Here is a 12,743-nt window from a genome sequence, read left to right as displayed (position 1 = left end):
CAATGACTATAATTGCACCTTCCATATTATCAGCAGATTTTGCAAGATTAAGTGAAGAAATTAAAGCCGTGGATGCGGCTGGAGCGGATTGGATTCACATTGACGTGATGGACGGACATTTTGTGCCCAATCTTACCTTTGGACCGCCTGTCATTTCTGCTGTTCGTTCAGCGACAAAGCTGCCATTTGATGTTCATCTCATGATCGAGCGTCCAGAGCTGTCTTTTGCAGACTATATAGCCGCTGGAGCCGACCGCATTACGATCCATGCCGAAGCGTGCGTGCATTTGCATAGAACGGTACATTATATTAAAGAAAAGGGGCTTCCGGTTGGCGTAGCCATTAATCCAGCAACGCCGGTATCCGTGCTCGAGCCTATTTTGCATGATCTTGATCTTGTCCTCATTATGACGGTAAATCCAGGATACGGTGGACAAAAGTTCATTCCTTATTCGCTGGTGAAGCTGCGCCAGCTGCGCGCTATGCTGGAGGAGCAGGGCTTAGATGAGGTGCATGTCCAGGTTGACGGAGGCGTTAACAAGTCGACGGCAGCGGTCATCCGCGAGGCTGGAGCTAATGTGCTAGTTGCGGGGAATGCCGTATTTGCAGAAAATGATCTTGCCGCGGCAATCGCGGTACTGCGTTAGGGGCGGGCGCAATGAACGAGAAGTTGAAAACAACGTTCTGGCTGCTCGGCTACACCTTTCTAGCAGGTCTGATGCTGGCTCTTTTCTCGATGTTGACGGAAATTTATCGGTATCTATTCTCGTTGCTGGCCCTATACATAGGCATACGCTTCTTTCGGAGGTATGAGACGATCGGACTGCGAATTGCATTCTTCGTTCTTGCGATCATATTTTATTTGCTAATCGCTGTTGTTGCTGCTGCTATTATCTTTTTGAGAGATAATCCGGCACAATAATGGGCATGTCGTTCCCTCTCTTCACTAGCTCACGATGGAATAGGACGAACTGATAACGCATAGGATGGTTACATGAGCGTAGTAATTTTGTCACGGATTAATTCGATGAGCGTGTCTGAGGAGGGATGAGGCATGAAATTTTATACAATCAAACTGCCTAAATTTTTGGGCGGGTTCGTAAAGGCGATTTTGAATACCTTCCAAAAAAATTAGGTCAGATGCTGCAGGACACCCTTCGGCCGTGATCGTGGAAAAGTAAAAGAAAAGCACCTGAGCGCTCAGGTGCTTTTGTCTATGGCCAAAGCCATCATTATACGCGGGTAACTTTACCAGCTTTCAGTGCGCGAGTGCTGACATAAACACGTTTTGGCTTACCGTCAACCAAAATGCGAACCTTTTGCACGTTTACGCCCCAAGAACGACGTGTTTTGTTGTTTGCGTGGGATACGTTGTTACCTTTACCAGGTGCTTTACCTGTAAGAAAACATTTGCGGGACATGACTACACCTCCTTTAAGTCTTGCTAGAGCAAAACTGATTCCATTAACAATGGCTTCGTTATGCGTGAGGAAAACTTCATTCGTAAGCGAAATAACATTTAAACACACTTGAATATCGTATCATAAACATTGATTCTGTTCAACCTAAATATAAGGACAACATGGTTGTACATCGCTTTCAAAGCTAGAAATGACGCAGAAATACTGGATTTATTGAACGGACTTCTATAAAGGTCCCGTTTATAGTACAATGAACGTAGTCCATAATATATACAGTAAGGGAGTGTATTGCCATGCCTCTGCAGCTAAGCAACGAATTAGGTTCCATACATGTCTCAGACCATTGCATTGCCATTATTGCCGGCTCTGCTGCCATGGATTGTTATGGACTTGTCGGAATGGCTTCCCGCAAACAGTTGAAGGACGGAATTGCCGAGCTGCTCGGACGGGACAATTTGACCCGCGGCGTCGAAGTTAGACGCGAAAATGAAAAGCTGCATATTGACCTCTACATCATCGTGAGCTACGGAACGAAAATTTCCGAAGTAGCGCATAACATTCAATCCAAGGTGAAATATGTGCTGAATGACGTAATCGGTCTACAAGTGGAAGAAGTCCATATAATTGTGCAAGATGTCAGGGTACTCAAGTAACAGGGAGGGAAATTTCGTTGAGTAAGCGCTTTATAAACGGATCTGATTTTGCCGCAATGGCACTGCTCGGCGCGGATTATTTACAGCGCAACGCAGAGCACGTTAACGCATTAAATGTGTTCCCGGTGCCGGATGGCGATACGGGAACAAACATGAACTTAACGATGTCCTCTGGTGTTGGCGAACTCCGCAGCAAGCCGTCAAGCAGCATCGGAAAAGCGACGGAAGCATTATCGAAGGGGCTGCTGATGGGCGCAAGGGGCAACTCTGGCGTTATTTTGTCTCAGTTGTTCAGAGGCTTTTCCAGATCGCTTGCCGGTCTTGAAGAGGCGGGAACTGTGCAGCTTGCCGCTGCTTTGCAATACGGTGTTGACCTCGCTTATAAAGCTGTCGTGAAGCCAGTTGAAGGAACGATTCTTACGGTTGCGAAGGAAGCTGCCAAGCATGCGGTTCAATATGCCCGCAGAACGAATGATGCCGTTGAATTGATGCGCGAGGTGCATCAGAAGGCACATGAAGCTTTGCAGCGCACGCCTGACTTACTGCCTGTGCTAAAGCAGGTAGGCGTAGTTGATTCCGGCGGACAAGGCCTCGTATTTATTTATGAAGGCTTCGTACGCAGCCTTTCGGAACTAGACGGCAATTTGGATTCCGATTCGATGGGTTCAGAGGCGGCTCCTCCGGAAGAGGTCGCAGTGCCGAACACTGCTCCTCCAATCATCCGTAAGCAAGAGCTGTCATCGGCGCAATCACGCTTATCAACGGAAGCGATTGAGTTTTTATATGATATGGAATTTTTTATCAATCGCAAGCTAGCCGGGCATACAGGAGCGTTTTTTGATGAATCCGCTTACAAACGAGCGCTTGGAAAAGATGGAGACTCCATATTGGTTATTACGGAAGACGATATTATTAAAGTGCATGTTCACTCGCGCAAGCCTGGCGACGTGCTAAATCTTTCCCTTCCTTACGGTGAATTAACGGATATTCATATCCTCAACATGCGTGAGCAGCATCGTGATTTGCTGGAGCATGAGCAAGACAACTCTGCTGTTGCAGACTTTTCAGCGGCTGAGCTGCTCGCTGGGCAGGACGTAGAGGTTATTCCGCCGGGTCAAGTGTTCGAGAAGGCACCATTTGGCATCATTGCCGTTGCATTAGGCGAGGGTATCACGGACATTTTTCTAGAAAATGAAGTCGATACGGTATTGTCCGGCGGGCAGACGATGAATCCAAGCACGGAGGATTTCGTGAAAGCAATCGAGGCTTTGTCCGCGGAGTATATTTATATTCTCCCGAATAACGGAAATATTATTTTGGCGGCGGAGCAGGCAGCCGAGCTAAGCGAGCGCAGCGTCACAGTCATTCCGACACGCACGATACCGCAGGGGTTAGCGGCAGTGCTCGCTTTCAAGGAAGACGAAACGGCTGAGCGAAATAGCGCATGGATGAAAAACGCGGCGGAGCAGGTGATATCTGGACAAGTAACGAAGGCTGTGCGTGATACGACGATTGAAGGCGTTGATATACGCGCTGGCCATTTTATCGGGATCAAGGAAAAAACGATTGTCGTGTCTCATGCTGATCTGCTTGCGGCTTGCCAATCGCTTATTGCAAGCATGCTGAGCTCAGGCGGAGATTTGCTGACGATTCTTACAGGCGAGGAAGCTGATGCAGAAGAGACGGCATCGCTATGCGAGTGGACCGGGGAGCAGTATCCTGAGCTGGAGCTGGAAGTGCAAAAGGGCGGACAGCCGCTGTATCCTTATGTTTTTGCATTGGAGTAAATTGCAATCGTTTTAATGCTGGGAGGGGTAACGTTGGGGAAGGTCAGAATAGTAACGGATAGCACGTCGGACGTTCCAAAAGAAATTAGAGAACGGTTGGGAATCACAGTAGTCCCTCTTAAAGTACTCTTCGGTGAAGAAACGTTTCTAGATGCCGTGACGATTACATCTGAGGAGTTCTATGAGAAGCTGGCACATTCTTCTGCGCTTCCGACGACATCGCAGCCATCGCCAATGGAATTCTCAGACGTATACGAGCGTCTGCTTGCGGAAGACGCTGAGTCGCCTATTATTTCGCTTCATCTCTCTGCGGCGCTCAGCGGTACGTATCAATCGGCTGTTATTGCGCAGTCTATGCTGGGTGAAGAGTCGGATATTACGGTATTGGACTCGAGATCAGCTTCCTTTGGCTTTGGGATGCGCGTCATAAAAGCGGCTGAAATGGCACAGGCAGGCGAATCGAAGGAACGGATTATCGAGGCTATTGAGCAATTAGAGCGCGATACGAATTTATATTTTCTCGTCGATACACTCGAGTATTTGCAGAAGGGCGGACGGATTGGCAAAGCTTCCGCGCTAATTGGTTCGATTCTAAACATAAAGCCTATCCTGTCCTTGGACAAGGATGGCGTTGTGCTTGCGGTAGATAAGGTGCGCGGCTCAAAGAAGGCGATGGCGCGTATCGCCGAGCTGCTGAAGCAGTCGTACGGCGATGAGCCGGTTGGTCTCACAATGGCTTATTCTTTCCGCAAGGATGGGGCAGAGGAGCTGCTAGAGCTTCTGAAGAGCCAGTTCAATGTGCAAGCCATTGGCTGGACGACAATAGGCGCGGTTGTTGGCACCCATACGGGACCTGGCGCATCGGCCGTGTTTATGTACAGGATGTGATTGGATGATGACGCTGGACCAAATTTCTGTTCGGCAAATCAAAGGCGTGAGCGCTCCTAAGGAAGAGGAGCTTCACGCCTTTGGCGTGAGAACAGTTGCGGATTTGCTGGATTATTTTCCGTTTCGGTATGAGGATTACCGCATTCGCGAGCTCACCGACGTGAAGGAAGGCGAGAAGGTCACGGTGCTGGGTCATGTTCGGGGCGTTCCCCTCCTGCAGCGCTACGGGAAGAGCAAGTCGAGACTGACGTGCAAGGTGGAGGTGGGGCAATGGCTGGTTACGGCCGTATGGTTCAATCGTCATTTCCTGCAGGATCAGCTTGTAATCGGAAGGGAAATTATGCTCACGGGCAAATGGGAGCAGCAGCGGCTGCAAATGACGATATCAGACTCTGAATTTCCAGGAAGCGGCGGAGCAGCGAAGTCAGGAACGCTGCAGCCGGTTTATTCGGTCGGTGGAAGCATTACGCAGCCGTGGATGCGTAAGACGGTTCGTCAGGCGTTAACACAGTACGGAACTATGATTGAAGAGATGCTGCCGCATGAGTTGGTTCGCCAGCATGATCTGATGGCAAGGCGCGATGCGGTGCATCGCATTCATTTGCCGGATGATACAAAGGAAGGACAAGCAGCCCGCAATCGGCTTGTGTATGAAGAGCTGTTTCTATTCCAGCTGAAGCTGCAGGCCTATCGGGCGCTTAATCGCAAGCGCAATGACGGTATTGCGCATCAGATCGAGAGCGAGACGATACGCAAGTTCGCTGCTACGCTTCCGTTTGAGCTGACCGATGCCCAGAAGAAGGTCGTTAATGAGATTTGCGTGGATATGAGAAGGCCATCTTGCATGAATCGTCTGCTGCAGGGCGATGTTGGCTCCGGCAAAACGGTTGTCGCAGCCATCGCTTTGTACGTTGCGGTCAAATCAGGCCATCAAGGCGCGCTAATGGTGCCGACTGAAATATTGGCGGATCAGCATATGCGCTCGCTAACTAGAATGTTTGCTGAACTGGGCATCCAGGTCGCGTTGCTGACGGGGAGCCTGACGGAGAAGAAGCGGAGAGATGTGCTTGCCGGTCTTCAGATGGGAATCATCGATATTGTAGTCGGAACGCATGCTCTTATCCAAGAGGATGTTTTCTTTCGAAGTCTGGGGCTCGTTGTCGTCGATGAACAGCATCGCTTCGGCGTAAACCAGCGGAGCGTGCTGCGCCGCAAGGGAATGAATCCGGATGTGCTCACGATGACGGCAACGCCTATCCCAAGAACGATGGCGATTACGGCGTTCGGAGATATGGATGTATCGACGATTCGCGAGCGGCCGCATGGACGCAAGCCGATCAAGTCGTATTGGGTGAAGCACAGCATGATGGAGCGCGTGCTTGGCTTTATTCGCAAAGAAGTTAGCAAGGGGCGTCAAGCGTATATTATTTGTCCGCTGATTGAAGAATCGGAGAAGCTCGATGTGCAAAATGCAATTGACCTGTACGTGCAAACGCAGCAATCGTTTCCGGATTTGCGGGTAGGCCTGCTGCATGGCCGGCTTTCTGCTGCCGAGAAGGAAACGGTAATGGGCGCTTTCGGCGCGAACGAGACGCATGTGCTTGTCGCGACGACGGTTGTCGAGGTTGGTGTCGACATTCCGAATGCGACGCTCATGATCATTATGGATGCTGAACGATTTGGCTTGTCTCAACTGCATCAGCTTAGAGGACGGGTTGGCCGGGGCGAGCATCAATCGCATTGTATTCTCGTTGCCGATCCGAAATCGGAAACCGGTAAAGAGCGGATGAAGGTTATGACGGATACGGATGACGGCTTTGAGGTATCGCGGCGCGATCTTGAAATTCGCGGCCCAGGCGACTTCTTTGGCACAAAGCAGAGCGGGCTTCCGGAGTTCCGATTGGCGGATATGGTAGCCGATTACGAGGTGCTTGAGCTTGCTCGGGACGATGCCGCGGAGCTAACGGAGCGAGACGATTTTTGGACGAATGAGTCTTTTGCCAGAGTGCGCAGCTTGCTTGCGAAGGATCAATTTTTTCAGGGAGAACAGCTGGACTAGGCAATAATTACCTCCAGACGGCATATAGATTAACGATATGATCGGATTGCCGGATGGAGGTGTCAGAGCAGTGAGTTACCAAAACTATGGAATTCGGCCGCAGCTGGTCGAGCGCGTTAAATACAAAATGAAAAATCCTGTCGTGAAGGACAAAATCAGGCAGCTGCTTGGAAATGTGACGAAGTATGATTTGCAGGACCGGCCAAAGGTAAGGAAGCTTGTGAAAGCAGCGGCCGTTATTTTGCAGGAGCAGCTGACGGATACGCAGGAGGATCAAATCGTAGCCTTCGTTATGGGGCAAAAAATCGATCCCAACAACACGTTTCATTTGTTGAAGCTGTGGGGAATGTTTCGCTGACCGCTTACGGTCAGCGATTTTTTTTTTGGTTTGCAGCAGGGTCGCAGCATTCTTGCTTCCGCTTACCATAGCTCTAGCTGCTCGTCCACATTACAGGGTTCGATTAACATTGACTCGTCATTGCGGACACTCCCTACTGCTGTTGAAACGGGATAGGCTTCTAGCTCATGCGCCGAGTAAGGCCGCAGGAGCGGCGTGATCGCACTAACGTCCGTCACCGCGCGGTTTAGCCACAGCTGCTCATCCTCGGGATGCAAAATGACCGGCATGCGGTCGTGGATTGGCGCAACGAGTTCGTTCGGCGTTGTCGTTAGTATCGTGCAGCTATTGATTTTGGTTCCATCTGGCGAGAGCCATGTCTCATAAAGTCCTGCCATACTGAAAATAGAGCGGCTCTTCAGTACGATGCGCATCGGCTGCTTGCCGCTCGCCGTCGTTTTCCATTCATAGAAGCCATCTGCCGGAATGAGGCACCGCTTGTGGCGCAGCGCCTTCTGGAAGGCAGGCTTGCTCGCTGCCGTCTCTGATCGCGCGTTCAGCATTTGGAAGCCGATCTTCGGATCGTCTGCCCATGGCGGCACAAGTCCCCATTTTAGCTCGCCCAGCCGATTGTGGTGCCCGTCATTAATGATCGTCAGCACCTGCTGGCTCGGAGCTACGTTATATTTTGGCCGGTGAAACGGCACCATCGTCTCCTCGATCATATATCTGACCATCAGTTCCTCGAGCGTTACGGTGAGCGTATATCTTCCGCACATGACCCCTGGCTCCTTTCCTTTCGCATGCTCTTATTATACATCTTGGGAAATAGATGCGCATATGTTGCTTACACGGTATGACAAGAGGCACAGTGGCAGATACTGGTTCATATAGGCATGCAGCTTTATCATCTCCTACATAGGCTATGACGTTGAACAAGGAGCGCTTACGATGGGCAAAAATAATGGAGTAGGGACATATCGCCGTTCAATCGGCTACTGGCTGCGCCAGCTGCTTGCGCTTCCCGGCGCGGCGTTTGATTATGCGTTGGGCAAATGGGGCGCAATGAGCGCCTCGCATGCGATGATGGCGGAGGCGATTCCGCTGCAATTGTCGCCTGCCGCCGTAGCGAAGCTGATGTACGCATGGTCAAAGCCTGTCGTCTTGCCTGCGGCTGGGCCATCGGGCAGCTGGAGCATCGAAGAGCTGGCGCTTATTGAACGAATCCGCTCGGAGACGGCAGCCAGCAACCGCAATAATGTGACGCGAACCGAGGCATACCGCAGCATCTATTTTCGCACGCCTGAGCTGCACTGGGCGTTTCTTGCCCATATGGTATCGCGCAATGGCGGCTGGAACATGACGGATTTGCAGGGGGAGTGGCTCCCATTGCTGCTCACGGCAGAGCAGCGGGAGGCGGTGTTCCGGTTTTTGGAGCAGGCGAATGCCTTGATCTTTCAAGATGCATATCCGCAGCTGCTATTGTACGAATGGAGCAGGCGCGAGGGGAGAAGCTTATTCCATCTGCTGCCTGCATTTGGCGTATCGGCTTTTATGGCGCCGGTCTGGAAGCAGTTTTGGCGTGAACGCGATGCGGTGCCGCTGACGATAGCGTTAATTGTAAACGAGCAGCATTATATCGAGCAGCGTGTCGTCCAGCAGCCGTATTTCCGCGAAAAGGTGCTTCATACGTTGTTTTTTGGACTGCAGTCGCTTCTTCAGTTGAACGGCGTTATTTTTCCATATGGGAATGGGAATGGGCAAGGAAAAGGAAATGAAGCTGACGTGCTCAGGCTCTCCGGCCTTATTCTGGAAAGCTTCGAAAATTTGCAGGAGCGAATAGAATTCGGCAAGCGTCTATATGCGATGCTGTTTGGCATCCCGCGTGTCTATGATGGTGCAAGATGCTTTGCAGGAGCGGTCAAGCATAGCGGCTCGCGCGCTGATTATGCGCCGCATATGTTCGCCCGCGTTCGTCAAAGGCCGCCGCAGCGCGTCTATGTGGAGCGACTGCTTGGCGGGCGGCTAAAGCCTGGAGCAGAGCCGATCTATAGTCCGGAGCTAGGCGCAGCGTGGGGCGATCAGCCGCTGGAGCCGCCGGAGCTTGGCGATTGGTTTAAGTCGGCAGCCGATATCGCGCCTTATTTTGAGAAGCTGCCGCTGCCGCATTCCTTTGAAATTACGAATGAATACGGGCTAATGCTCAATAAGATCGAGCTGGCCGTGCTTGCGATGCAGCGCGGGAAATGAGTTTGCTTCAGCTGGTTCTTACAGCTTTTTACAAAATTGAATATTGACAACCTCCATCCTCTGATAGATACTGAGTATATATACTCAGTATCTATTTTTAGTTATTAGGGGGAAGAGAATTGATTCAAGCAAAGCAGATAATCAAGTCCTATCCATCGGATGGTCAAATCCAAACGGTGCTCCATGGCATCGATCTCCAAATTAATCAAGGTGAATTTGTCGCTATAATGGGCTCCAGCGGCTCGGGGAAGAGTACGCTGCTGCAACTGCTTGGAGGACTTGACAAGCCTACGCAGGGTGAGGTCATTCTGGATGATGTTAATCTGTGCAGCTTGAGCGAAAGGGAACGCGTCTTATTTCGTAGACGAAAAATTGGTTTTGTGTTTCAAAACTATCAGCTCCTGCCGACTCTTACTGTAGAAGAAAATATAGCATTTCCTTTGTATTCGGATGGCGTGTCCAAATCGGAAGCAGCAAGCCGTGTTAATCTGCTGCTGAAGCAGGTTGGACTGGAGGAGTGGAGGAAGTCGTTCCCGTCGAAGCTGAGCGGAGGCCAGCAGCAGCGGGTGGCGATTGCGCGCGCGCTTTCACTGAGGCCGAGGTTGATCCTGGCGGACGAGCCCACAGGCAATCTTGATCGGAAGCGGGGACTAGAAATTTTGCAGTTGCTCGCGAAGCTCCATCGTGACGATAGGCTTACCGTTGTGATGGTCACCCATGATATGTATGCCGCCGGCTTTGCTGACCGAATCATTACGATGCAAGACGGCCGAATTATTCAGGAGGTAGGAATGGGGGCGAAGGGCAATGATCAATTCCTGGAAAATCTCGTGGCGAAACTTAACTCGTAAGAAGCTGAGAACGCTGTTTACTTTTTTGGCTATCACAATCGGCGTTGCCGCTATTTTGGCTGTAACCAGCACAGTAGCGACAACTAAGCAAACGGTTGCCGATTTCGTCAATTCTTTTAACGCCAAGTCGCATATGCAAATCAAAGGTACGGATTCCACGTTTGCTTATCCCTTTCAGAATGAGCTAGAGAGCGAAGAAGGCGTTCTTCATGCGATAGCGCATTTATTTGTGCCTGTTAGGCTGGAGCTGAGCTCCTTGCAAGTTGTCACTGATAAACCGGAACCGAACATTAAGGCTGTGCTGCACGGCTATAGCAGCTTCGATAATGAAGTGCTTGATTGGCAGCTTGTGGATGGGAGCCTGAAGGAGCGCGGACTTGTTATAACGACCAATACAGCGGAAAAATGGCATGCTTCCGTCGGTCAGCTTGTTGCCTTTCAGGTTGGGGGCAATAGACGTGAAATTGCGGTTTCGGCCATTGTACGTACCAACGATGAGCTGCCATCTCCATCAAGCTGGGATTCGCTGCGAGTGAGCCGGTGGCATGCAGCCATCCCGCTTGATTTGCTTCAGGCTTGGTCCGGCATGAGCGGCGAAGTGCGTGATGTTCAGCTTCGAATTGCAGAAGGACAAGAAACGGTGACTGCTTCTCATCTGGAAGCGCTGCTGAAGGCGTATCCGGATACGTATTTGGACCCGATTATTTTGAATGAAAATGATGTGCTGTACGGATTGGATGATATCTTCTCGAGCTTATATATGCTCGGCGGGCTTGGACTGCTTATGAGTGCGATGATTTTGTTCAGCACGCTTTATGTGAGCGTAGTGGAACGGCGGCGTGAATTCGCCGTTATGAAGACGATCGGCTGCACATCGGAGCAGGTTGCCTCTATCGTACTGCGCGAGGTGCTGCTGCTCGCTGTTATGGGAACGGCTGCCGGCATCGTCCTGGGCACCTTGCTAGCTTATGGCATGACAGATTTACTCATGCAAATGCTGGATGATGTAGAGCAGCAAGGTCAAGCGGTTGTCGCCATTTCCTGGCAATCTATCTGTTTTGCAGCAGCGATTGGATTGATTGGTTCTTTGCTTGCTGCATTGATTCCGCTCTATAAAGCTTCAAAGGTAGATGTATCCCATACGCTAAGGCAATCGGTCGCAGAAGGGGAGGGAGCAAGAGGGTATGCGGGAGCTGCTATCGGTCTAGCGCTTATCGGAAGCGGCTTATGGCTTTCAGGATCATGGCGAATATTGCCTATCTTTGCAGGCTTGCTGCTCGTATTTCCCTATTTGATGCGAATCATTCTGATGCTGTTGCGTCCGGTGGTTCGATTGCTGTTCGGTTTCGAAGGGCAGATTGCTTCCACTGGCGTTGCCAGACAGCTTCGCCGAATGTCTCTAGCCTCTGCCATTTTATGTATCGGTCTTGCGTTCTTGCTGGTGATGGGCTTTCTTCGCGATTCCTTGGAGCGGAGCGTCGAGCAATCGGTACGCTATATGGTAGGAGGCGACATTGTGCTGAATACAGCCGTCCCGCTGACAGAGAAGGATAGGCAGGAAGCGATGGCGGTTAACGGCATTGCCGGTGTCTCCATGATTAAGGAAACTTCGGTTGTTTGGAGAGGAAAGACTGCTGCGAGGAAAATGAGTCTAATCGGTGTCAAGGAGCAGTCGAGCGATTCGATACCGATGTTTACTTCAAGCAAGCCTTCCATTCCAGATGTTGTTAAGCTATTGCAAGAGCCGCATACGATAGCCCTCGGCCATTCGATATATATGGCATGGGGCGGGCAGGTTGGCGACAGTATAACACTAGACACTCCTACGGGGAACCAAACACTCCGAGTGGTTGCTGCCGTAAATGCGACACGGGAGAATGGGAATATCGCCTTCGCAGCGGATGAGCATATGCAAGTAGAGTTTGATATTATAGATAGCATGAGCATGTCTATGCTGCTTGAGCCGGATGCTTCGCAGGAAGCGATTAAGCGTCAGATGGTCGTACAGTTTGGGGAGAGACTCTCCGGCGTACGGATGGCAGACGAGTATTTGGAGAGCCGCAAGGAGGATCTTATTATTCCATTCACGATGATGAACATATTGATCGCGCTGATTGTTCTTGTCTCGGGTGTAGGTATTTTGAACACGCTGCTGATGAACGTATTTGAACGAACGAGAGAGTTCGGTACGATGAGAGCGATAGCCAGTACACCGTGGCAGGTTCGGAAAATGGTGCTTTGCGAGGGAATGATCGTGGGCATTTGTGCTATTGTAACGGCAATTGGGCTTGGGATTTCACTCTCCTATGCGATGTCTTCTAATCAGATGATTGCTGGATTCCCGTTAACCTTCTATATTCCGTGGCAGTCGATCACGCTCACAGCGGGATTTGGGCTATTGCTATCGCTACTCTCATCGTGGCTGCCTGCAGCATTGGCGTCGCGTATTCCACTTAATGAAGCGCTACGTTATGAATAAATAAAGGCGGAGGGGCTT

13 protein-coding genes are annotated in these 12,743 nt (G+C 50.7%); 11 read left to right on the top strand and 2 right to left on the bottom strand.

Annotated features, from left to right (window positions below):
• Positions 1-2: 2 nt before the first annotated feature.
• From rpe to spoVM, 3 genes are all read left to right on the top strand, one after another.
• Positions 3-647: a ribulose-phosphate 3-epimerase gene (gene rpe, locus AC2TDN_RS06420; RefSeq protein ID WP_484687348.1), complete on the top strand. Its 645-nt coding sequence runs from the start codon at positions 3-5 to the stop codon at positions 645-647.
• Positions 648-658: 11 nt separating this feature from the next.
• Positions 659-922, top strand: coding sequence for a hypothetical protein (locus tag AC2TDN_RS06415; protein ID WP_482065617.1), 264 nt, complete (start codon positions 659-661; stop codon positions 920-922).
• 132 nt (positions 923-1,054) lie between these two features.
• Entirely contained in the window at positions 1,055-1,135 is an 81-nt protein-coding gene (gene spoVM / locus AC2TDN_RS06410) for a stage V sporulation protein SpoVM (RefSeq protein WP_010345573.1), read from the top strand.
• Positions 1,136-1,232: 97 nt separating this feature from the next.
• Here spoVM and rpmB read toward each other — a convergent pair whose 3' ends face one another.
• A complete protein-coding gene (rpmB, locus tag AC2TDN_RS06405) occupies positions 1,233-1,421 on the bottom strand; it encodes a 50S ribosomal protein L28 (RefSeq protein ID WP_053375639.1) in 189 nt (62 codons plus the stop codon).
• Positions 1,422-1,714: 293 nt separating this feature from the next.
• On the opposite strand from rpmB, the gene AC2TDN_RS06400 reads away from it, so the two are divergent.
• The 5 genes from AC2TDN_RS06400 (at position 1,715) to AC2TDN_RS06380 (ending at position 7,166) form a co-directional block, all read left to right on the top strand.
• Positions 1,715-2,074 carry an Asp23/Gls24 family envelope stress response protein gene (locus tag AC2TDN_RS06400; RefSeq protein WP_482065616.1) on the top strand — a complete coding sequence of 120 codons (360 nt, stop codon included), beginning with the start codon at positions 1,715-1,717 and terminating at the stop codon, positions 2,072-2,074.
• A gap of 56 nt (positions 2,075-2,130) precedes the next feature.
• Positions 2,131-3,861, top strand: coding sequence for a DAK2 domain-containing protein (locus AC2TDN_RS06395; protein ID WP_484687389.1), 1,731 nt, complete (start codon positions 2,131-2,133; stop codon positions 3,859-3,861).
• Positions 3,862-3,894: 33 nt separating this feature from the next.
• Positions 3,895-4,749 carry a DegV family protein gene (locus AC2TDN_RS06390; RefSeq protein ID WP_484687347.1) on the top strand — a complete coding sequence of 285 codons (855 nt, stop codon included), beginning with the start codon at positions 3,895-3,897 and terminating at the stop codon, positions 4,747-4,749.
• A 7-nt stretch (positions 4,750-4,756) separates the two neighbouring features.
• Positions 4,757-6,808 carry an ATP-dependent DNA helicase RecG gene (recG, locus tag AC2TDN_RS06385; RefSeq protein ID WP_484687388.1) on the top strand — a complete coding sequence of 684 codons (2,052 nt, stop codon included), beginning with the start codon at positions 4,757-4,759 and terminating at the stop codon, positions 6,806-6,808.
• Between the two features lie 70 nt (positions 6,809-6,878).
• Complete coding sequence (locus AC2TDN_RS06380) at positions 6,879-7,166, top strand: stage VI sporulation protein F (protein WP_053375644.1); 288 nt, start codon at positions 6,879-6,881, stop codon at positions 7,164-7,166.
• A gap of 62 nt (positions 7,167-7,228) precedes the next feature.
• On the opposite strand, the gene AC2TDN_RS06375 is transcribed toward AC2TDN_RS06380, so the two are convergent.
• Positions 7,229-7,924, bottom strand: a complete 696-nt coding sequence (locus AC2TDN_RS06375; RefSeq protein ID WP_484687346.1) for an SOS response-associated peptidase — start codon at positions 7,922-7,924, stop codon at positions 7,229-7,231.
• A gap of 172 nt (positions 7,925-8,096) precedes the next feature.
• Between AC2TDN_RS06375 and AC2TDN_RS06370 the strand changes: the two genes are divergently transcribed.
• The 3 genes from AC2TDN_RS06370 to AC2TDN_RS06360 all read left to right on the top strand — a co-directional run bounded on the left by AC2TDN_RS06370 (position 8,097) and on the right by AC2TDN_RS06360 (position 12,725).
• Positions 8,097-9,395, top strand: coding sequence for a DUF2515 domain-containing protein (locus AC2TDN_RS06370; RefSeq protein ID WP_484687345.1), 1,299 nt, complete (start codon positions 8,097-8,099; stop codon positions 9,393-9,395).
• Between the two features lie 119 nt (positions 9,396-9,514).
• Complete coding sequence (locus AC2TDN_RS06365) at positions 9,515-10,246, top strand: ABC transporter ATP-binding protein (RefSeq protein ID WP_484687344.1); 732 nt, start codon at positions 9,515-9,517, stop codon at positions 10,244-10,246.
• A complete protein-coding gene (locus tag AC2TDN_RS06360; protein ID WP_484687343.1) occupies positions 10,203-12,725 on the top strand; it encodes an ABC transporter permease in 2,523 nt (840 codons plus the stop codon). The genes AC2TDN_RS06365 and AC2TDN_RS06360 overlap by 44 nt, the downstream gene beginning before the upstream one ends.
• Positions 12,726-12,743: the final 18 nt, after the last annotated feature.

It is taken from the genome of Paenibacillus sp. Y660 (assembly GCF_057221575.1).
This window is presented reverse-complemented; position numbering and strand designations above follow the sequence as displayed.

Excerpts from the sequence above, each read along its gene's own strand:
- AC2TDN_RS06375 (WP_484687346.1), bottom strand. The coding sequence starts at position 7,924 with ATGTGCGGAAGATATACGCTCACCGTAACGCTCGAGGAACTGATGGTC.
- rpe (WP_484687348.1), top strand. The coding sequence starts at position 3 with ATGACTATAATTGCACCTTCCATATTATCAGCAGATTTTGCAAGATTA.
- AC2TDN_RS06415 (WP_482065617.1), top strand. The coding sequence starts at position 659 with ATGAACGAGAAGTTGAAAACAACGTTCTGGCTGCTCGGCTACACCTTT.
- rpmB (WP_053375639.1), bottom strand. The coding sequence starts at position 1,421 with ATGTCCCGCAAATGTTTTCTTACAGGTAAAGCACCTGGTAAAGGTAAC.
- AC2TDN_RS06370 (WP_484687345.1), top strand. The coding sequence starts at position 8,097 with ATGGGCAAAAATAATGGAGTAGGGACATATCGCCGTTCAATCGGCTAC.
- AC2TDN_RS06360 (WP_484687343.1), top strand. The coding sequence starts at position 10,203 with ATGATCAATTCCTGGAAAATCTCGTGGCGAAACTTAACTCGTAAGAAG.
- AC2TDN_RS06400 (WP_482065616.1), top strand. The coding sequence starts at position 1,715 with ATGCCTCTGCAGCTAAGCAACGAATTAGGTTCCATACATGTCTCAGAC.
- recG (WP_484687388.1), top strand. The coding sequence starts at position 4,757 with ATGACGCTGGACCAAATTTCTGTTCGGCAAATCAAAGGCGTGAGCGCT.
- AC2TDN_RS06395 (WP_484687389.1), top strand. The coding sequence starts at position 2,131 with ATGGCACTGCTCGGCGCGGATTATTTACAGCGCAACGCAGAGCACGTT.
- spoVM (WP_010345573.1), top strand. The coding sequence starts at position 1,055 with ATGAAATTTTATACAATCAAACTGCCTAAATTTTTGGGCGGGTTCGTA.